The sequence below is a fragment of the Desulfosarcina ovata subsp. ovata genome (assembly GCF_009689005.1).
GTDB lineage: Bacteria > Desulfobacterota > Desulfobacteria > Desulfobacterales > Desulfosarcinaceae > Desulfosarcina > Desulfosarcina ovata.
This window is the reverse complement of the sequence record NZ_AP021879.1, coordinates 1,775,319-1,795,319: the sequence shown is the minus strand read 5'-3', so window position 1 is coordinate 1,795,319 and position 20,001 is coordinate 1,775,319. Positions and strand designations below refer to the sequence as shown.

At 54.8% G+C, this 20,001-nt stretch carries 19 protein-coding genes, 1 tRNA gene and 1 pseudogene; 14 read left to right on the top strand and 7 right to left on the bottom strand.

What is annotated here, in order from left to right; genetic code table 11:
- The first annotated feature begins 67 nt into the window (after nucleotides 1-67).
- Genes GN112_RS08090 through GN112_RS08080 form a run of 3 tightly spaced genes read left to right on the top strand, consistent with a single transcriptional unit; the run spans nucleotide 68 to nucleotide 3,686 of the window.
- Nucleotides 68-481 (top strand): PA2779 family protein, encoded by a 414-nt coding sequence (locus GN112_RS08090; protein ID WP_155309743.1) that lies wholly within the window; start codon nucleotides 68-70, stop codon nucleotides 479-481.
- The gene (locus GN112_RS08085; RefSeq protein WP_155309742.1) at nucleotides 462-1,442 is read left to right on the top strand and encodes a PA2778 family cysteine peptidase; all 981 of its coding nucleotides are present in this window, start codon (nucleotides 462-464) and stop codon (nucleotides 1,440-1,442) included. The genes GN112_RS08090 and GN112_RS08085 overlap by 20 nt, the downstream gene beginning before the upstream one ends.
- Before the next feature lie 57 nt (nucleotides 1,443-1,499).
- A complete protein-coding gene (locus tag GN112_RS08080) occupies nucleotides 1,500-3,686 on the top strand; it encodes an ATP-binding protein (RefSeq protein WP_155309741.1) in 2,187 nt (728 codons plus the stop codon).
- Nucleotides 3,687-3,710: 24 nt separating this feature from the next.
- On the opposite strand, the pseudogene GN112_RS35170 reads toward GN112_RS08080, so the two are convergent.
- Nucleotides 3,711-3,911 (bottom strand): annotated as a pseudogene (locus GN112_RS35170) (acyl-CoA dehydrogenase family protein); the annotation flags it as partial.
- Between the two features lie 97 nt (nucleotides 3,912-4,008).
- On the bottom strand, nucleotides 4,009-4,296 hold the full coding sequence (locus GN112_RS08070) for a hypothetical protein (protein WP_155309740.1): 288 nt from the start codon (nucleotides 4,294-4,296) through the stop codon (nucleotides 4,009-4,011).
- A gap of 449 nt (nucleotides 4,297-4,745) precedes the next feature.
- Here GN112_RS08070 and GN112_RS08065 point away from each other — a divergent pair, with 449 nt between their 5' ends.
- The 3 genes from GN112_RS08065 to GN112_RS08055 all read left to right on the top strand — a co-directional run bounded on the left by GN112_RS08065 (nucleotide 4,746) and on the right by GN112_RS08055 (nucleotide 8,447).
- The gene (locus GN112_RS08065) at nucleotides 4,746-5,171 is read left to right on the top strand and encodes a VOC family protein (protein WP_155309739.1); all 426 of its coding nucleotides are present in this window, start codon (nucleotides 4,746-4,748) and stop codon (nucleotides 5,169-5,171) included.
- Nucleotides 5,172-5,188: 17 nt separating this feature from the next.
- Complete coding sequence (locus tag GN112_RS08060; RefSeq protein ID WP_155309738.1) at nucleotides 5,189-8,014, top strand: FAD-binding and (Fe-S)-binding domain-containing protein; 2,826 nt, start codon at nucleotides 5,189-5,191, stop codon at nucleotides 8,012-8,014.
- Between the two features lie 244 nt (nucleotides 8,015-8,258).
- Nucleotides 8,259-8,447, top strand: coding sequence for a hypothetical protein (locus tag GN112_RS08055; protein ID WP_155309737.1), 189 nt, complete (start codon nucleotides 8,259-8,261; stop codon nucleotides 8,445-8,447).
- Nucleotides 8,448-8,945: 498 nt separating this feature from the next.
- Here the strand turns inward: GN112_RS08055 and GN112_RS08050 are convergent, their stop codons facing one another.
- Nucleotides 8,946-9,410, bottom strand: coding sequence for a DUF4231 domain-containing protein (locus GN112_RS08050; protein ID WP_155309736.1), 465 nt, complete (start codon nucleotides 9,408-9,410; stop codon nucleotides 8,946-8,948).
- Nucleotides 9,411-9,764: 354 nt separating this feature from the next.
- Between GN112_RS08050 and GN112_RS08045 the strand changes: the two genes are divergently transcribed.
- The 4 genes from GN112_RS08045 to GN112_RS08030 all read left to right on the top strand — a co-directional run bounded on the left by GN112_RS08045 (nucleotide 9,765) and on the right by GN112_RS08030 (nucleotide 13,665).
- A complete protein-coding gene (locus GN112_RS08045; protein ID WP_155309735.1) occupies nucleotides 9,765-10,514 on the top strand; it encodes an arginase family protein in 750 nt (249 codons plus the stop codon).
- Between the two features lie 395 nt (nucleotides 10,515-10,909).
- Entirely contained in the window at nucleotides 10,910-11,908 is a 999-nt protein-coding gene (locus GN112_RS08040) for a sugar ABC transporter substrate-binding protein (protein ID WP_231716962.1), read from the top strand.
- A 45-nt stretch (nucleotides 11,909-11,953) separates the two neighbouring features.
- Nucleotides 11,954-12,709 carry an ATP-binding cassette domain-containing protein gene (locus GN112_RS08035; protein WP_231716961.1) on the top strand — a complete coding sequence of 252 codons (756 nt, stop codon included), beginning with the start codon at nucleotides 11,954-11,956 and terminating at the stop codon, nucleotides 12,707-12,709.
- Complete coding sequence (locus tag GN112_RS08030; protein ID WP_155309733.1) at nucleotides 12,706-13,665, top strand: ABC transporter permease; 960 nt, start codon at nucleotides 12,706-12,708, stop codon at nucleotides 13,663-13,665. Before GN112_RS08035 ends, GN112_RS08030 begins: the two co-directional genes overlap by 4 nt.
- Nucleotides 13,666-13,786: 121 nt before the next feature.
- Here the strand turns inward: GN112_RS08030 and GN112_RS34810 are convergent, their stop codons facing one another.
- On the bottom strand, nucleotides 13,787-13,915 hold the full coding sequence (locus GN112_RS34810; RefSeq protein WP_269434895.1) for a hypothetical protein: 129 nt from the start codon (nucleotides 13,913-13,915) through the stop codon (nucleotides 13,787-13,789).
- A gap of 116 nt (nucleotides 13,916-14,031) precedes the next feature.
- Nucleotides 14,032-14,319, bottom strand: coding sequence for a DUF3135 domain-containing protein (locus GN112_RS08025; RefSeq protein WP_155309732.1), 288 nt, complete (start codon nucleotides 14,317-14,319; stop codon nucleotides 14,032-14,034).
- 429 nt (nucleotides 14,320-14,748) lie between these two features.
- Here GN112_RS08025 and GN112_RS08020 point away from each other — a divergent pair, with 429 nt between their 5' ends.
- A complete protein-coding gene (locus tag GN112_RS08020) occupies nucleotides 14,749-15,903 on the top strand; it encodes an ABC transporter substrate-binding protein (protein ID WP_155309731.1) in 1,155 nt (384 codons plus the stop codon).
- On the opposite strand, the gene GN112_RS33945 is transcribed toward GN112_RS08020, so the two are convergent.
- On the bottom strand, nucleotides 15,857-16,177 hold the full coding sequence (locus GN112_RS33945) for a hypothetical protein (protein ID WP_197743289.1): 321 nt from the start codon (nucleotides 16,175-16,177) through the stop codon (nucleotides 15,857-15,859). The two genes, GN112_RS08020 and GN112_RS33945, sit on opposite strands and share 47 nt — an antisense overlap.
- 87 nt (nucleotides 16,178-16,264) lie before the next feature.
- Here GN112_RS33945 and GN112_RS33540 point away from each other — a divergent pair, with 87 nt between their 5' ends.
- Nucleotides 16,265-17,266 (top strand): GGDEF domain-containing protein, encoded by a 1,002-nt coding sequence (locus GN112_RS33540; RefSeq protein WP_231717230.1) that lies wholly within the window; start codon nucleotides 16,265-16,267, stop codon nucleotides 17,264-17,266.
- A 212-nt stretch (nucleotides 17,267-17,478) separates the two neighbouring features.
- On the opposite strand, the gene GN112_RS08010 is transcribed toward GN112_RS33540, so the two are convergent.
- Complete coding sequence (locus tag GN112_RS08010; RefSeq protein WP_155309730.1) at nucleotides 17,479-17,718, bottom strand: hypothetical protein; 240 nt, start codon at nucleotides 17,716-17,718, stop codon at nucleotides 17,479-17,481.
- A gap of 257 nt (nucleotides 17,719-17,975) precedes the next feature.
- Here GN112_RS08010 and GN112_RS08005 point away from each other — a divergent pair.
- Together GN112_RS08005 and GN112_RS08000 are read left to right on the top strand one after the other, a co-directional pair.
- Nucleotides 17,976-18,048: transfer RNA gene (locus GN112_RS08005), tRNA-Phe, on the top strand.
- Nucleotides 18,049-18,173: 125 nt separating this feature from the next.
- Nucleotides 18,174-19,886 carry a site-specific integrase gene (locus GN112_RS08000; RefSeq protein WP_155309729.1) on the top strand — a complete coding sequence of 571 codons (1,713 nt, stop codon included), beginning with the start codon at nucleotides 18,174-18,176 and terminating at the stop codon, nucleotides 19,884-19,886.
- Nucleotides 19,887-20,001 lie beyond the last annotated feature (115 nt).

The window sequence follows — 20,001 nt, the reverse complement described above, 5'->3', positions numbered from 1 at the left end:
GGCCCGATTCTCCCGTCGGGTCGAGGGGTTTGATCGTATCCTGCCCTAAATAAAAGAGAGGTGATGAATGAGAAAGGTACGAACATTGGCAAGACCGGTCAGCCTGTTCCTGGCCATTTTCATGATGGTGATCTTTACGCCCTATCAGCAGGTCATGGCGGCCATGATTTCCGCCGAGACGGTTTTGGATGCCGGTCGCGTCGCCGAATCGCGCGCCACCGTGCATGCCGTTCTGGCCCGCGAGGATGTCCGGCAGGCCTTGGTCTCCCAAGGCATCGACGTCCAGGAAGCCACGTCCCGCATCGACAGCCTGTCGGACGCCGAGATCACTGCCCTGGCCGATCGCATGGACCAGTTGCCGGCCGGTGGCAGCACCGTGGGCGTGATTGTTGGTGCTTCCTTGATTGTCTTCATTGTGCTGCTGATTACCGATATCATGGGGTACACCGATATTTTTCCTTTTGTCAAAAAACACCATTGATCGAAAAAGCGGCGGCCATTCACCGGCGGCCGCCGGATGGTGCCTGCTTTTCTTGCTGATCCTGTTGCCGGTCCTGGCGATGACGGGTTGTACCGGGCCGGCAGGGTTCAGACGGTCCGACTTGCCGCTGGCGGATTCCCCCCGATACCTGATAGACAGTGTTCCCTTTTTTCCCCAGAAGGTTTACCAGTGCGGACCGGCTGCCCTGGCCATGGCGCTTTCGTGGAGCGGTGTTCATCTTTCGCCGGATGATCTCACTCCCGAAGTTTTCACCCTCTCGAAAAAAGGCAGCCTCCAGTCGGCCATGATCGCAGCGGTGCGCCGGCATGACCGGATTGCCTGGCTCCTGCCTGCTCCCGATGCGCTTTTGGATGAGCTCCGGGCCGGAAATCCGGTGATCGTGCTCCAGAATCTCGGCTTGGCCTGGTACCCGGTCTGGCACTATGCGGTGGTGATCGGACTGGACCTGGAGAAGGGCAACGTCATTCTGCATTCCGGTGTGACGCAGGAAAAGCATGTGGCTCTGGAGCGCTTCAACCGCACCTGGCGGCGCGGGGATTACTGGGGGCTTGTGGTGCTGCCGCCATCACGGTTGCCGGATCGTGCCGAAGAAGCGGATTACCTGCGCGCCGTAGGCCCACTTGAACGACTGAAAAAATGGACCGTGGCTGCCCGGGCTTACCGGAGTGCCCTGGCCCGCTGGCCCGGCAGCCTGGCCGCCCGACTGGGCTTGGGGGCCTGTTTGTACGAATCCGGAGACCTTGAAGCCGCTGAAGCCGTTTTCCGGGAAACCACTGTCAATTTTCCCCACGACGGTGCCGCCTTCAACAACCTTGCCCAGGTGCTCATGGATCAGGGTCGCGCCGACGATGCCCTTGAGGCCATCCGGCACGCGATCCAGCTTGGCGGCCCGCTGACGCCGCAGTTTGAAGAGACCCTCCGGGAAATTCGCCGGCAGTGATCTGGTCGCCCGTACCATCCATCCAGATCAAACCACGACCGGCGACGGGAGAATGTTGTGAGATTGGTAACCCTCTTTATCGAAAAAGGCCTGGCGGTCTGGCGCGTATGCGAGCACCATTTTATACCGGCCTATGCGTGGCAGGGCGACCCCCTGACGTTCTGGCGGGAGCGGATTGTTTTTCTGATCTGTTTTACGGCCGGTACGCTTGGAATGATCGCCCTGATTCCGTCTGTGGTGCTGGCCGTCCGCGAGTCGTTGTGGATTGTGGCCTTTCTGGATGCGATGGCGTATCTGACCACCGTGGCCATTCTGTTTGGCAGACGGTTACCGTTTATCCTCCGTGCATGGGGGGTATGCATCATCCTGTATGCCCTTGGTACCGGATTGATGCTTTCCCTGGGACCCTTGGGCGCCGGTTATATCTGGTTGTTTGGTGCGTCGGTGATGGCCGCCGCCCTTCTCGGTGTCAAGGCCGCTGTCGGGTCGTTGCTGATCAATCTGTGCATATTAGTGGGGACTGGTTTTTTTATCGCCGGCGGAGCGCCGTTGTGGTCACAGCCCTTTGATCATATGGTTGAAAAATGGTCGGTGATGAGCATCAATTTCATGCTGATCAATGTTCTGATCACAGTGACAACGGCACTGATGCTGGGCGATCTGAAACAGACACTGATGCAGACCCGCCAGGATATCGCCAAACGCAAAACGGTGGAGGCCTCCCTGCGCGTCAGCGAACGGCGGTTTCGTACCTTGGTGGCGCATGCGCCGCTGGGCATTATTACCATCGACAATGACGGAGCGATCAGCGATGCCAACCCTAAATTCATTGAGATGTTCGGCTTCCCGTCACTTAAGGCCGCACTGGCGTTAAATCTGTTTCGCTCCCATCGGTTGGCTCTGACAAAATTCATCGAGCAGCTCGACGACGGTCTGGTCGGCGGAATCGCGGGAACCTATGAAGGGGCCTACGAGACAAGTTGGGGGAAATCCGTTTATCTCCGATATATGCTGACGCCCCTGATGGATACGACGGGGTCGATCTATGCGGTATTGGGGATCTTCGATGATATTACCCAGTCGCGCATCCAGGAGGAGCAGCTTCGGCGGGCCCAGAAAATGGAGGCGCTGGGGCTGCTGGCCGGTGGCGTGGCCCATGATTTGAATAATGTTTTGTCGGGAATCGTCAGCTATCCGGAATTACTGTTGCTTGACCTGCCCGCCGACAGCCCGCTGCGCGATCCCATATTGACCATTCAGCAGGCCGGCCAGCGGGCGGCGGAGATCGTACAGGATCTGCTGACCCTGGCCCGTCGGGGCGTGGTTACCGTAGCGGTGCTGGATCTCAACCAGCTGATTAGCGAATATCTCGACTCGCCCGAATTTGAAAAATTGCTCTCCTTTCATCCGGCGGTTCGGATCGAAAGCCGACTTCAGGCCAGCCTGCTGAACCTGAGCGGCTCGGGCATCCACCTGAAAAAGACCATCATGAATTTGGTCTCGAACGCGGCTGAGGCGCAACCCAGGGGCGGCCGAATCCTGATCACGACGGAAAACCGTTACGTGGACCGGCTGATCGAAGGTTATGACAATGTCGCGGAGGGCGACTATGTGGTTCTGCGGGTCGAAGATAAAGGCATCGGGATCCCGCCGGAGGATCTCAAACGCATTTTCGAACCCTTTTACACCAAGAAGGTCATGGGTCGCAGCGGCACCGGCCTGGGCATGGCCGTGGTATGGGCAACGGTGCAGGACCACAAGGGGTATATTGACGTTCACAGTGTCAAAGGAGAGGGGACGACATTTGAACTTTACTTCCCCGCCACCCGCCAGGAACCGGATTCATCCAGAGCCGCATTGCCCATGGACGGTTATCTGGGGCGCGGACAAACGATTCTGATTGTGGATGATGTGAAAGAGCAGCGCATGATTGCCTCGGGGATTCTCAAACGGCTGAACTATTGTCCGGTCTGTGTCGGAGACGGGGCGGCGGCCGTTGCTTATCTTTCCACCCGCATGGTCGACCTGGTTTTGCTGGACATGGTCATGGACCCCGGTCCTGACGGTCTCGACACGTACCGGCGGATTTGCGAAATCCATCCCGGCCAGCCGGCGATCATTGCCAGTGGCTTTTCCGAAACCGATCGTGTTCGGGAGGCCATCGAGCTGGTCGTGGCGCAATATGTCAAGAAACCCTATACCGTTGAAACCATCGGATTGGCCGTCAAGGCGGCGCTGCGGTAACCGCATTCCCCGTGGCCGGCATCGGCTCCACGCCTCAACGGCAATGATGTCGGCGAGGTAGTCCAGTCCCTGGCCGCCGTAGGCTTCGGGCACCACCATGCCGAACAGGCCGATGGCCCCCATGGCCCGGGTCAGTTCCACCGAAAACACGGCTTCGTTTTCAAGTTTGCCGGCGATCGGTTTGATTTCCGCTTCGGCAAATTCCCTCACCGAATTGCGGATCATCTCGTGCTTCTGGCTGATTTGATCGGACATGACTGGTAACCACGGGTTTGCGTTTTTATGCCTTCATCCAAGCCGCGAACTGTATCTGCCAATCGCCTTAGCCCAATCGCGGCAAAATGAACCGGAAGATCGTGTATCCCACACCGATGACGATGAAAAGACCGGCGGAAACAGCGTGAACCCAGAATGCGGTCCCGATCCGTCCGGTGGTTTTTCGGGTATGGGCCACATAGGTTTTGTAGAAATCGATAATGTTCGGCGCCTGTTGGTTACGGTCGACCAGGCCGCGGTCAAACAGATATTTCGTGATGGGCACAAAGGCGCCCAATGCGACGGCGACCACAACGGCCATGGCTGCCAGGACGATCAGATCGGTCGTATTCATAACTGTTCCGTTGCGGCAAGCTTGATCCCGATGGCGGCAAATAGTGTTAAGAAAATGTATCCTATCGATTTATATTGGGCAAATCTCACCCAGTCAAACTGAAATTTCTGTATCATAAAATGGGATCGGATAGATCTGTCAATAGCGGGCTGTCGGCATTTCAGGGTGACGGCATTTGGAAGCCGGATTAGAAAAGTATGGTCGCAGGCATGGCCAGCTCTTACGGAAAAAGATGTAGAACCAAGCGATTGACAAGCGTAGGAGCGGGGCCATGCCCGCGAAAAAAAAAACAATCCAAACGCGGTCACTCATATCGGCATTTTGCGATGGGTTCCCATGCCCCCGCCTTTATCCTTGTTTTCAACGTTCCGGGGTGCTACCCCACCACTCTTACCATGAATCTGCCGGATCTGCGGGGCTTGACGGATCCAACAACCAAGGGGGCTTTTATGAAGGTAAACAAAGTCGATCATATTTGTATTGCGGTAAAAAACCTGGAAGCGGCGCGCAAGGTGTGGGAGCCGGTGTTGGGCAAGACCGAACCGGATGACGCCTACATCGATGAACCCGAGAAAATCAGGGTGGCGAGATACTGGATCGGAGAGATCGGCTTTGAACTGATGGAGTCAACCACTCCCGACGGGGATGTGGCCAGGTTTATCGAGAAACGCGGGGAGGGGGTCATGCTGGTCAGCCTCAATGTTGACAATACCCGTGAGGCCATGGATGAACTGGAAAAAAAAGACTACCCCCTGATCGGCGGTGCACGGCCCTTCCGGGATTGTGAATTCGCCTTTGTGGATCCCAGGAAAATGAATGGCGTGCTGCTGGAAGTGATTGACTACCCGTGGAAAGAGTTTGAGGAAAAGGAATAAGAAATGGATCCAAGGAAATGCTGACCGCAGAATTTGAATCGCTGGCCAGTCAGATCGATGGCGACCTGGCCCGAACGCCCATCGATCGATGCATGCTGGCCACCGACGCCAGCATCTTTTCCATACGCCCGGAGGCCGTGGTCTACCCCAGGCACACCCGGGATGTGGTGGCCACGCTCGAATTTGCCCGGTGCCACGGCCTTTCCGTCCATCCGCGGGGCGCGGGCAGCGGCTTGTGCGGATCCGCCCTGGGCCGTGGCATGGTCGTCGATTTTACCCGCCATATGAACCGGCTGATCCGCATCGATAGGGATGCAAAAACCGTGGAATGCGAGCCGGGTTACCGTCTCGGCGAAATGGAGGCGGCCCTTGCCGGCAGCGGCCTTTTTTTCCCGCCGGATCCTTCCAGCGGGGAATACGCCAGCCTGGGCGGGATGGTGGCGACCAACGCTTCGGGCGCCCATGCGGTCAAGTACGGCAATGTCGCCGATTATCTCATGGACGCCGAGGTGGTCCTGGCTTCCGGCCAGATGGTCAGCCTAGCGGCGCTGTCAACCATTCCCATGGGCGAACTTCCCGATCCCTTCGGGCGGCTGGCCCAATGCTACCTGGACCACCGCGAAACCATCGAAACGGGCTATCCGGCGGTCAGCCACAATGTGGCCGGGTACAACCTGCGCGGGCTGGTCAAGGATGGCCGGCTGCACCTGCAGCACCTCTTTTGCGGCGCCGAAGGCACCCTGGGAATCGCCACGCGCCTCAAATTCCGGCTGATGGACAAGCCTGCCCATGACAGCCTGGTGGTGGCCTTTTTCGACACGATCCATAAGGCCGCCCGGGCGGTTCAGGCGATCCTGCCCATGCAGCCGGCCGGCATCGAGGTGATGGATAAATCGCTCTTGGAACTGGCCCGGGCCAGTGACCCGCTGCTTGGCCAGCGGATCCCCGCGGGTATCGACAATGTTCTCATGGTGGAGTTCGACGGCCGGCGGTCTGAGGAGACCGAAGCATTGGGGCGGCAGGTGCTGGCGCTTCTGGCTGCCAGGGAGCTGACCAACGATGCCCATCTGTCCGTCTCCAGCCAGGAAAAGGCCCGTTTCTGGGCCATCCGCAAGGCCGCCGTGCCGATCCTCTACAAGCTCAAGGGTGAGAAGAAGATTCTGGCTCTCATCGAGGACGCGGTGGTGCCCACCGACCGGCTGGTGGAGTACTTCACGGGAATCTACGCCCTGCTCAACCAACACCAGGTGCGTTTCGTGGTTTACGGCCACATTGCCAAGGGGTTGCTGCACACCCGGCCGCTGCTGAACCTCAAGGACCCTGCGGATGTCGGGCTGCTCAAAACCCTGGCCGACGGTGTTTTCGACCTGGTCAGCGGGCTGGGCGGGGTCGTTTCGGGGGAGCATGGTGACGGTCGACTGCGCAGTGCCTACGTCAGGCGGCAATACCCGGCGCTCTTCCCGCTTTTCCGGAAAACCAAACGGCTGCTTGATCCCGACAACCTGCTGAACCCGGAAATCAAAACCGCCTCGACCGCGGACCAGATGATGCGCCACCTGCGCTATGGCACCGGCTACCGGCCGCAGAATTTAAACTTTCGCAGTCTCAACTGGCCATCGGGCTGGCAGGCCGCTATCGAGCGTTGCCACGGATGCACCAAGTGCACCACGCTGACCACGGCCACCCGGATGTGCCCCATTTACAAGTTCACCCGCCGGGAGGCCGCGGCACCCAAAGCCAAGGCCAACGTCTTGCGGGCGCTGATCAGCGGCGCCCTGGACGATGGCGCCTTGTATCAGAAGGCGTTTCAGGCGGTTATCGACCAGTGCGTGGGCTGCGGCAGTTGCCGGTTGGAGTGCCCGTCCAACGTGGATATCCCCAAACTGGCCCTGGAGGCCCGCGCGGCCTATGTGCGGCGTTTCGGCCCCACGCTGCACAGTCGCTTGGTGACCGGCGTGGAAACCTTGGGCCGTTACGGTGGCCGGCTTTCCCGAGGGCTGGCACCGGTCCTGCGGTTCGGTTTGGCCCGCCGGGCAGGAGAACTGCTCACCGGCGTCAGCCGGCACCGGCCGTTTGTGGCCATGGCCCGGGAATCGCTCTTCCGGCAGGTTCCGCCGGTGGCCGGCAGCGGCGGTAAACGGGTGATTTATTTTTCGGGTTGCTACGCCGGTTACATCCGACCCGGTATCGGCAGGGCTTTGGTACAGACATTGACCCGGCTGGGGATGACCGTTTACACGCCGGTACAGCACTGCTGTGGCCTGCCCCTGCTGACCAAGGGCATGGCCGATGCGGCGCGGGAGAAGGTCCGCCGGAACCTGGCCCGCTGGGGGGATCTGCTCAGCCGCGTGGATTATGTCGTGGTCACCTGCTCCTCCTGCGGACTGGCCCTTCTGCAAGAGTGGGGCTATCTTCTGAACACGCCCCTGATTCGCCAGGTGGCCGAGAAGGTGATTCACTTCAGCCGGTTGGTGCAGCCCGCCATGGCTGCGGCCGGCATGCGGCCGGTCAACCTGTCGGCGGCCTATCATCAACCCTGCCATCTCAAAATCCAGCCCGATCCGCAGTGCACGGCGAGCCTGATGGGTTCCGTGCCGGGGCTGACCCTTGCAACGCTGAAGAGTCATTGCTGCGGCATGGCCGGCACCTGGGGCCTGGCCGCCAAAAATGAATCGCTCAGCCGCACCATCGGCAACCACCTGATGGGCCTGATCGATTCCTCCGGCGCCGATGTAGCCGTCACCGATTGTCCCACCTGCGAGATGCAGATGGCCCAGCTGGGCAGCCGGCCGGTGATGCATCCGGTGGAGATTGCGGCGCGCTGTCTGGACGGCATATCCTGAAACGGCACGCTTAAAGGTGGTTTTGCCAGGGCCCTTATTGCCGATGGCAACCCAAGGGCGACCCCCTAACTGCGGTACCGACCGTCGTTTGTTTTCTTTCCATCTTGTAAAAAAAGGTGACAGTCATTTCCCAAATGATCGGGCAGCATGAGCAGCGAGCACCACACTTCAGCCGATTGCCAAGTGGCACATCCTTTGCTGCTTACATGAGTGAACAGCCATATTCAATGAAGGAGGTGGCACCATGGCTGAAAATAAATCTCAGAGTCACTCTAACGACAGGTGCGAAGGGCGCGTCGATACCCGCAAAACCAACTTCCAGTGTTTAAACAACAAAGATGATTACTTGGGCTTTGTGGCCAGCGGCGGAGTTTTTCTTAAGGATTTTACAATAGAGCAGGGAATCTGGACGTGGCATGGGATATGTGGGTGATGGCAAGATAAAGAAAGGGCACGGCCAGAATGACTGTGCCCAAATGTGCCATTCGGCGGATTCTCATTCAAATACTTCTCCCTTGCCCCACCAACCAGTTGTTTGAACTCGTCTGTCAACGCAGATGGAGGAAGTTTGTCTTAAGGCGATTTCTGTCAAAGAATATACCCGCCTGCGTGTCTTTTCATCCGTCTTCCGCGTTGGGCTTTTCCACACATAGCCCCACTATGCGTAAAAAAGCCCGCCTTGAATACGAATGAAAATCCTGCGCATCCTGGTATATTCTTTTCCGTCAATCGCCTAAATTGACTCATTACAAAGACCTGTCCAGTTTTAAGCGACCTGTTTTTTTCCAGATAAATCAACCTATAGTTCATCGCATTTGAAGTGATACTGTCTCTTATATAGTGGGTGAAATACGTATCAATCCATTTGCGAATATCTATAATCTGATAAAATTAAAAATTAGAAAAACACTATATCTTGTGGCGACTGTATTTAATTTCTTTTTTCGGATACTTTATTCGTTGTATTAACCCATTTAGCATGTTCTTTTGAAATATGCTCCTCTATCCTTTCTGCCAGCAATAGTAAGCCTTCTTCGTAGTTTAAATTTCTATATGGGCCACTAAGAGAAAGAAATAAATATTGCTCATGCTTTAATTGTTCGTTTGTTGATCGGTATCCTAACCAAAGGGAATGATATTGTAAGAGTTGCTGAATTCCTTCGATTATCGCAATTGCTGCACCAAACAATGCCATAATCAACTTTGTAATTGGATAACCACTTAGCGAAATAATAGGTATCAAACTTGCTAAGATAATCTGGCAAATTTTTAACTGGTAGTACCTCTGTTTATTTTTCGCACTTTCTTTGGAATACCACTTCATTTGATCTTGTAAACGGAACCATGCAGGGTGCTTCAAGACTTCCTCTGGTATTTGAAATTCTTTTGTCATCATATTGTCCTTTTATCATTTAATGCCTGGACCAACTCAAGCTTGTTCATGCGCTCGGTGCTCTTGGTGATTTTTTGTGGGAGTGGAACTCAATGGGTGGATCGTGAGATAGGATAACCGTTGTCGCGCGGTGCAGTCAAGGGATTACGTGGACGATTGATCTTTATGGCGGCAATAACGCTGCCGTCAATTTTTATGCATGTGATCTGAAAGGCGACAAACGGTTTCAAAATGCTTGACCAGTTTTGAAATCATATGTCTAATGTGTTGTTGTATGCCCTTTAAAGTGTGCAACCCTGGCTACATGCGATATTTCTTGCCGCGACCCTAACAATGAATGTCTTGGAGTACGGATCGATGAAAGTCATCTACAGTCATAGTTTTTACCCGGTATACACATCCGACCCGGCTGCGGAGGCCGGAAGAATTGAGGCGGTGATGAATGCACTTCCGGCAGGCACGGAGCTGATTGAAGCAGAACCGGCCACCGAGGCGCAAATCGCACTGGCGCATACGATCGAGCACATTGAATTCGTCCGCCAGGAGGGGCTTTACGACATTGCCGCACTTGCAGCAGGCGGCGCCATCCAGGCGGCTCGGCTGGGCCTTGAAGCACCTGCCTTTGGCGCCATTCGGCCACCCGGTCACCATGCCTCCGGGGACAGTTGCTGGGGCTTTTGCTATTTCAACAACATGGCGGTGGCGCTGCTGACTCTCAAGGATGAGGGCTTGATCGAAACCGCTGCCATTCTTGACTTTGACCTCCATTACGGCGACGGCAATGTAAACATTCTGGATCATAGCAGCTGGGTGACGATTTGCAATCCGACAAGCCGTACCCGCGACAGATATCTCCGGGAGGTGGAGACCTTTATCGAGGCGCATCCGGCAGACATCATCGGCATATCGGCAGGTTTCGACCATCATATCAACGATTGGGGGAGGCTGCTGCTTACCCAGGACTACCACGCCATGGGACGAATGGTGATCAACTCCGCCCGTAAAAACAGCGGTGGCTGTTTCGCCATCCTGGAAGGGGGATATAACCACGATGTCCTCGGCCAGAATGCCGCCGCTTTAATAGACGGTCTCAGCCCGTCAAGCTGAAGTGGGTTCTTGATAGGAGACCCCAGAGTCCCAAAGCCGCATATTTTTTTGACCGCCGCTGAAACGGCGAGCAACCTGAAAATATATTCCAAACCCCTTTCTCAATCCCAATAGACAATCCTGGTCAGAAGACCCTACGCTGATAGGAATTAGCAATTTGACACATTAGGAGTGCTGATCTATCAGATCCCAACGTTGACGGATTCGTAAGAAGCCCGATATCGGCGTTACGCGTATCCTTCGTCACTGCGGAGTACGCTCAGTACGCCTCATTCCTCAGGATTCGCAAGCCTTGATCTCGGGCTTCTTACGAATCCGTCGGAAATGCGACCTTTTACGAGACCATCAACGGCGCGTATGATCCTGATCCCCCAATCCGATCCGAAGGAGCCGAAATGATGAAAAAGATCCGCTGTCTTATGATGATTAGCGCCCTTGCATTGCTGACACTTTGCCCTGTTGCGCTCGCCGGCCAACTGGAGCCGCTCGGCAAAGGACTCACGGTCTGGTACGACACCGGCGGTCCCGTGGGCGGACCTTACAACACCATTGTCCAAAAAGGCGCCATGCAGGCGGCGGCGGATATGGGGTGTACCCTTAAACTGCTCTACTCCGACTGGAACCCGGAGAAGATGATCGAGAATTTCAAGACGGCGGTTGCCGCCCGTCCCGCCGGCGTTGTGATCATGGGTCATCCCGGAGACGACGCCTATGCGCCTTTCGTCAAGGAGGCCATGGACGCGGGCGTCCTGGTCACCTGCGTGGATACGGACCTTCCCAAAATCCGTGAAGAATATCAATCCAAAGGGTTCGGTGTGCTCGACACCGATCCGGACATCATGGGAACGAACATGACCCGGGAAGCGCTTTCCCGTTCCGGGATCGAGAAAGGCAGCCGGGTTTTTGTCTGGGGCCAGAAGGTCTTGCAGGAACGCGGGCGCCGGGCGCGGGCCATGATTCGAACTCTGGAAGAGGCCGGGATGGTCGTGGACTATATCGAAATCAGCCCCGAGATCAGTAAGGACACGGCCCTGGGCACTCCCATCGTCACTGGTTATCTGGCGAGCCATCCGGATTGCAAGATGATGCTGATCGATCACGGCGCATTGACTTCTCAGATGGAGAACTTCCTGAAAGCCGCGGGTGTCGGCCCCGACGAAATCTTCGTGGGCGGCTTCTCGCTTTCGCCTGCCACGGCCACGGCCATCGAGCATGACTACGTGGATGTCGTCCTGGAAATGCAGCCCTACCTGTTGGGCTATTTCGGGGTGGCGCAGATCGTTCTGACCAAACGCTATGGGTTTACCGGACTGAAAATCGATACGGGCGGCGGCATGATCACCAAGGAGAATATCCACCTTATCGCGCCGCTGGCCAAGCGCGGTATTCGATAGCCAATGAATACGACCGGCCCGGGTAAACCTTCCCGGACGCCGTGCATGAGCCTGCGGGAGGTCAGCAAATCGTTCAACGGTGTGACGGCCCTGAAGTCGGTCAGCCTGGATCTCTTCCCCGGAGAGATCCTCGGGCTGGTGGGAGATAACGGGGCCGGCAAATCGACCCTGATCAAAGTGCTGGCCGGCGTCCATGCGCCGGACAGCGGCCGGCTGGTCATCGGCGGCCGGAGGATCGATTTTGGAGCCTACAACGTCCGCCGTGCCCGCCAGTTGGGCATCGAAACCGTGTTTCAGGATCGTTCGCTGGGTGAGAAGCAACCGCTTTGGCGAAACACCTTCCTGGGCCGCCCCATCGTCAATCGATTCGGCTTCATCCGGGTTGCGGAGCAAAAAACGGCTACGCTGGATGTCCTGCAACGACACGTCGGTCTCCGGGGCGTGGGGATCAGCACCGATGCCCGCGTGCGCACCCTCTCCGGCGGAGAGCGCCAGGGGCTGGCCATCGGCCGGGCCATGTATTTTGATTCTTCGATCGTCATTCTTGACGAACCCACAACGGCCCTCTCGCTGAACGAGGTGGAAAAAGTGCTGACCTTCGTGGCCGGAATCGTGGACCGGGACAAGGCCTGCATCTACATTTCCCACAACGTGAGCCATGTCTATCGGGTCGCCCATCGGATCGTGCTGATGGACCGGGGTGAAATGGTCGGCGAGTATTTAAAGAAGGACCTGTCCCCGGAAGAACTCGGCGTACGGCTGATGGGAATCCAGGCCGGTCCCGGCACGGGGGGGGCATGATCCCTGTATTGCTGCACCGCTTCAAGATCCAGGCTGGGGTTTCCGGCCTTCTGATGGGCCTGTTGGCCGTGTTCATGATAGCCAGCCCGGCGACGTTCCTCGGCCCTCGGATCTACATCTCATTCGCCTCCACAATTCCCTTCGTCACCATTCTGGCCCTGGGGCTGACCTTTCTGGTGATCGCCGGAGAACTGGATCTGTCGTTTCCTGCGGTGATGGCGATGTCCGGCCTGACCTTCGCCGACGTTTTTCTCAAGACCCAGAACCCTTTGCTGGGGTGGATAGCGGCCCTTGTCGTCGGCGCGTTCGCCGGTTATCTCAACGGGCTGCTGATCGTCCGGATCGGCGTTCCGTCCATCATCGCCACCATCGGGACCCAGTTCTTCTGGCGGGGGCTGTCGTCCCTTCTGGCCGATGGCCTGGCCCGCAGCATGGCGCCGGTGCGGGAAACATGGCTCCACCACGTTTTTGTGGGACGGATCGGCGGTGTCCTGCCCGCCCAAGCCCTGTGGTGCCTGGGCATTGCACTACTGCTCATGCTGATCCTGAACCGCCACATCTTTGGCGATCATGTTCTGTTCATCGGCGACGACATCCGCACCGCGAGGCTGATGGGGATCAACACCGATCGCGTGCGGATTCTGCTCTTCACGTTCATGGGCACGGTGAGCGCCTTTGTCTCCGTTATGGTGTGCATGGAAATGGCCAATTGGTGGCCTACTCAGGGAGAGGGGTACCTGCTGCTCGTCTTCGCTGCCATCTTTATCGGGGGGACCTCCGTTTTCGGCGGAGAGGGGACGATCTACGGCACCCTCATCGGCGCCGTCATCATCGGCATCATCGAAGCCGGGATCATCAGTGCGGGGTTCTCCGGGTTCTGGACCCGTCTGGTGCATGGGTTTATCATTGTCGCGTCCGTGTCGGTCTATGCAACGCTTTTCAAGACAGGCCGATAAGGAGAAGTTCATGAGACCCGAAGGAATGCGCGTCTTCGATCGCCCGGCGGACCGCTGGTTCAGGCGTCCATAGTTATCCTGTGTTGCCACGACGGCGGTGAATCACCATTTCAACGGTGGCCTAGGATGCCTTTCCGCGGTAATGGCCTAACGCGGGCTGCACCCGTTCCCTGGCATCCTGGGCCTGGGCTGCCGGAAGGACCACGCCCAGACAGATCAACCCGATTGCCAGGCCGGTCATCAGCTTCATCGGACCTCCTTCTGAAAAAATGAAAAAGGAGCGCCAATGACCACACCATCAGTGCTCCTTTTTCATTGGGCATCAGTCGTCGGTCGAACTGTGAATGACCGCAGTGAAATCGGTTGCTATGATTTTACAGATTCGCCCAATAGCTGGGTCACGCGATAGAGTTCTTTCTGCATTTCTAACAATTTCCCTTGCATCAGGGTGACCAGGACAGCCATTCGTCCCTGGTTGTTTCCGGATTTGTCCAATACGCTGTCGATTTCCGTCTGGTATTCGCGCATGTGCGGGTGCTGTTGCAGATACGCCTCACGTGCTGCCAGGGCCTCCTCAAGAAAAGTGTTGCTTCTTTCGCCGGGTTTTCTTTTCTGCTTGCGCTTCTCGATACCTGAACTCAGATTGGTTTGCATGCTGCCTCCGGTTCTTTTTTCATCCATATCACAGGGCCACGGGTTTGGAAAACGATGATCCAGTCGACTCGGGGGGCCGTTGGTCATCTCGGTTCGAGTAAGATGCAGCAATCTTTGCGCCAAAAGTGCGCGAAACCATTAGAGCCTATTATTCGCCGGTTGACAAGGCATTGGCACTGAAGAACAGTCAATTTTGAAATTAAAGGCACAAAAATGTTGGGTAATTCTATGGGTATTGTATGAAATAAATGCCACAATGAACCCAATATCGCAAAATCCGGAGGGAAAAAAGTCGGTCCCCTGGCTTCGGCTGGCTTTTGGATAAATATGCGGCAATGAAGTCATCTCCTGCGTCAAGGGCTTGCTATTGAAATGGATACCCGTTATTTTTCGATCATCCACGTAAAATGAAGTAAACAGGAAAAAGGTATGAAAGCAAAGAAAAAAAAAGCAAACCAATGGATGCGTAAACGCGTCTTGGTTTTCGGACTGCTATTCGTATGCCTGGGAGGCCATCTAACCCTATGCCGTGCAGATGCATGGATTACGGTGGGTGCTGTTTTTGCAAAATCCGGGGAGGCCGCCGAAGATAATCTTGAGCTTTTGGAAGCGGTGCGTTTTGCTGTAAATGAAGTCAATGCAAACGGCGGGGTGCATGGAAAAAAGATAAAGTTGATGGAATACGACAACCACAGCACGCCCATTCAAAGCCGATTGGCCGCCAAAAAAGCGGTCGGGGATGGCGTCGTTGCCGTGATCGGGGCTTCCTGGAGTTCACATTCGCTGGCCATGGCGCCTTATCTACAGAAAATGAAGGTGCCGATGATCAGCCCAGATTCAACCCATCCGGATGTGACCCGGACCGGTGATTACATTTTTCGGGCCTGTTTCGTCGATTCGTTTCAGGGCCACGCCCTGGCCAGGTTTGCCCGGGATAAGTTGAATGCCACAACGGCGGTAGTCGTGCAGAATGTTACCAGCAATTACAGCATTGGCCTTTCGGAAATATTTCAGAAGCATTTTACGGCCAGGGGCGGGAACATTGCTGCCGTAATGAATTACAAATTTCAGCAGACCGATTTCCAGGACCTTTTGAAACCGGTTGCCCGCCTGGATCCGGATCTGCTTTTTGTTCCCGGCCATGCGGAAAGCGGGTATATCGTCCGGCAAGCGCAGATTATCGGTATCCGGGCAAAGATGCTTGGCGGTGACGGATGGCCGTATCGGCAGTTTTATGCCAATGGTGGGCAGGACTTGAAGGAGGGTTACTATTCCGCACACTGGAGCAAGGATCTGGATACGCAAAAAACAAAGGTTTTTATTAGGGGCTATGAACACGTTTATGACGTCACTGATTTCGCGGCCATTTCATATGATGCGGCCATGCTGCTGTTCGATGCCATCAAACGTGCGGCTTCAATCAGCCGCTCCGCGATCCGCGACGCCTTGGCGGCAACAAAAGACTTCGATGGCGTTACGGGAAAAATCTCTATGGATAAAAATGGTGACCCCCTGAAACAGGTGGTGATCATGAAAATTACAGATGGCCGCCCCGCGCTATTGATGACGATCCCACCGGATTGAAGACGGAAAAATGTCCGATGAATGATTCCACGCGCCCGCGCACGGGCGCGACCGCTGACCCAAGGAAAACATGTTGAACCGTCAGAGCCTCAGATACAAGGTCAATCTCTCTCTTAGCCTGACTCTGCTGGTTGTTGCCTTCATATTTGGCACGGCACTGGCGATTTACGAGAACGGTCGGCGCCATGCTGCGATACAGCAGATCCATCTTGCCCTTGGCGATCTGACCGAACAATATCAGGAGCAATTGGGCAATGAAATTTTTGCTACTCAAATCCTGGCCGTCCGCACAAGTCTGAAAGAAATCATGCAGCGGAAAGCGAATCTGATTGCCATTACGACTTACGATGAATTGGGCAAGGTGCTGGTTTCAACCGATAGTCAGGTCTCCGGGAACCTTTTGAACAATCAGCTGCCGTCGCTTTTATCCACCCCGACGGGAGTTGTCCGGAAATGGAATGGACAGACTGTATTCAGCTATACCAGTGCCATCGTTGCCTATGGCGAGTGTGTGGGATTCTGGCGGATTGATTTCTCTCTGTCCACCATGCAGCGCCAGACTATTGAGATTGTCTTCATCTTTGTGGCTCTGATTCTGTCTTTGGCGTTTCTGATCGGCGTGCTACTGAACCGCATTTTGACACGTTTTGTTCTGATCCCGGTCAGTTCGTTGCGCAATGCTATGCAGCATATCCAGGGCAGTGAAACGGATCGGAAAACTGAAGGGGCGCAAGTTAATGACGGCTGGCGTTTTGAAAAAATGATCCAGACCTTTGACGAGCACGTTGGTGATCTGAATTTTTCCCAGATGCCCGGTGATGAAATCGATTCTCTTGCCCACGCTTTTCGGCGGATGCTGTTGGCACTGAAGAATGCTTATATCGGTATCCGGACCGATGCACTGACCGGTTTGAATAACCGCATGAAAATCGATGAAGCACTGGAAAATGAAATCAACCGGGTACAGCGATATCGAAGCACGTTTTCCATCATTCTGCTGGATATCGATAATTTCAAACAGGTCAATGATACATATGGTCATCTTATTGGTGACGACGTGCTGAAAGAAGTTGCCGGTCTGCTAAAAGCCAATTTCCGGAAAACGGATGTTCCGGGCCGGTGGGGAGGGGAGGAGTTCCTCGTAATTTTACCTCATCAGGATAGGCGGTGCGCGTCAGGGATTGCCGAAAAACTGCGCAGGATCATTGAAACAACCAACTTTCCGGATGTCGGAAGGATTACTTCCAGTTTTGGTGTCGCAGAGTATTTGGACAGGGATACGCCAAAGGGTATCGTTATGAGAGCCGATGCCGCGCTATACAGAGCAAAGCAACAGGGCAGAAACCGGGTTGTCGACGGATAGTTGTCTCCAACGTTGACGCTCCGACATTAGGGGCGGATGGTCGGCCTGGACCTGTCCATGTGCCGGGAATATCAGAACCGCATAAAACGGTTAGACGACATGTTGGTGCCGGCAATTGCCGCCAAGGGTGAACTCCACGATAAACTGGTTGCTATCCAATCGTCTTTTAAAAGCAGTGAGGATAACCTTGAGAAGCAACGGTCGTTTTTCCATCAGAATATGATGGGAGGGAATTTTTCTTCAAACCGTTGCTGAACGCACAACTGCTCTATCCGTTCCATCGTGTATGCTTTCTCCTTGGCAACCTGGATTACCGCAGCCTTCGGCCCTAAGTAATCGATCAGTTCCGCGACCAATTTCCTGGCCGCCTTGTATTTCCGATCCCCCGGTTTCATGGGCGTATGCTCTGCCAACAACGCCATTATATGGGCCATAGCCTGTAGTTTGTTCATCGGAAATCACATCTCACGGGTTTAAATGAAATCTGAATCTTATTCAGACTTCTTATTTTTACCCAGGTTTTCATGCGGGTCAATGGATGATAACCTCTCACAATGATATGACCAAACTTTTTAAAGATCAAAATGTGCGTCGATAATGAGAATTTTGAAATTGTTTGCCGTATTTCAAAAATTTCCTTGACTTATTTTCCTGAAAAGGTTTATATGCGGACTTTCTTGAAACGGCCAAGCGCCTCTTCAGGAGCCCCGCCGAGGTAGCTCAGTCGGTAGAGCAGGGGACTGAAAATCCCCGTGTCGGCAGTTCGATTCTGTCCCTCGGCACTTGCAAGCAAGGATAACCCGTTGATTTTTCAGCGGGTTTTTCTTTTGGCCTCTCCCTTATTTCAGGGGTGGTACACTTTGGTGGTACACGTCAAGGGTACACAACCAAGACAGGAGGCCATCCAATGCCCAACAGCAAGCGCAAGCGCTGTGCTATCCGTTCACCTTCCTACCTGCTCAATACCCCAAGACGCGGCTGTTACTATTTCAGAATGAAGGTTCCGCTTGACCTTCAGCCATGTGTCGGTAAAAAAGAGTTGCGTGCATCATTGAGGACAGGTTACCTCTCTGAGGCTCAACCCCTATCTATGCTGATTGCTGGCAGGGTGTTGCAACTATTCCGAAAGATAAGGATTGCATACGGGGAAAATAAAAACGATATGACCAAGCTCGATAAAGATAAAATCAATGAAATCATCAGGGGATACATCAAGGATAGCCTGGAGTGGGAGGAGGATTACCGAATCAATCTACATCACCCCTTTACCGATGATGACCTTGATAAACGAGTCCAGTTCCTGGGATTCATGGAAGCTGACATGAGGGAGGCTTTAGCGAAGTGTGACCGCCGGCCTGTTGAACGTGACGTGAAGAACCTCATCGAAGAACGTGGACTGGATATTGAGCAGGGATCCGAAGACTATAATCTCCTTTGCAGGGAAATCACCAAAGCCAAGATCGATGTTTTACAGGTCGAACAGGAAAGGACCATGGGCAATTATTCATCACCCGAGGATGAGTCCCTGCGTGAATTAATCGACCATAACCACGGGGAAACCCCAAAGCAGGGACAAGGGGACGCATATGGGCACCAACGGGAGCGAACCTCAGCCACCATGAAGCAAGCCGGGGATGATTTCATCAGCGAATACGGTGGCGGCTGGAATCCGCGTTCCCTAACTGATTACCAGATTGCCAAGGACCAGATCGTGGCCGGTCTTGGTCCTGACACCCATCTCCATACAATCGATTACAATCGGGTGAAGGCGTTCAGGGATGGTCTCAGGAGCGGTGCGTCCACCCTCAGCGGCAAGCCCATGTCAATATCCCGCATCAACTTTTTCATGGATGCAGCAAAGCGCATCTTCGGTCTTGCCATGAAGCGGGATCCCGATCTCTACCGCGTCAATCCAGCTGAAGACCTCAGATTGAAGGACAAGCGGAAGGCCAGTGAAAAGAGGGATGTATTTGAACCGGAGGATCTCAGCCTGATGTTTGTTGACTCCGACGAATATGGGAACAATAACCACACCAAGGCTGCCCATTTTTGGGTTCCATTGCTCGGCCTGTACACGGGGGCCAGAATGGAGGAGCTTTGTCAGCTTCTGATTGAGGACGTGGTTCAGCGAGATGGTATCTGGGCTATAGACATCAGGGACGATAATGCGGAACGTAAGTCGGTTAAAACCGGTGAGCGCCGAATTGTTCCGCTTCATCCATTCCTTGTCGAAGACCTCCGCTTCCCTGAGTTCGTCAAGAGTATCGGCCCCAATGAAAAGCGGGTGTTCCATGAACTGGTCTACGTGAACAATCGGTGGGGACATGGGTTCGGTCAGTGGTTCGCCAAGTTCAAACAACGTGCTGGCGTTGAGGCACCCCCACGTAGGAAGTCGTTTCACTCATTTCGGCACACCCTCATCAATCACCTGAAGCAAAGCGGCGCTGAACAACAATACGTGAAGGAGTTCGTCGGACATAAAGGCCGTGGTGACATTACCTGGGACCTATACGGGAAAGCGTTCAAGCCGGCAACGCTGATGGAAAAGGTGGTCTCGAAGCTGGACTATACGATTGACCTCAGTCACCTGAAGGACAGCCGGTGGACGGGGAAAAGCTGACTGACCAAGAAAAGACTGATAAAGTGATAAAGGGACAGGTACTTATTACAAAATGATTGACACCTAAGAAAATTTGAAATAGCTTTGCCGCATGATTTGTTAAGGATTGTATGCC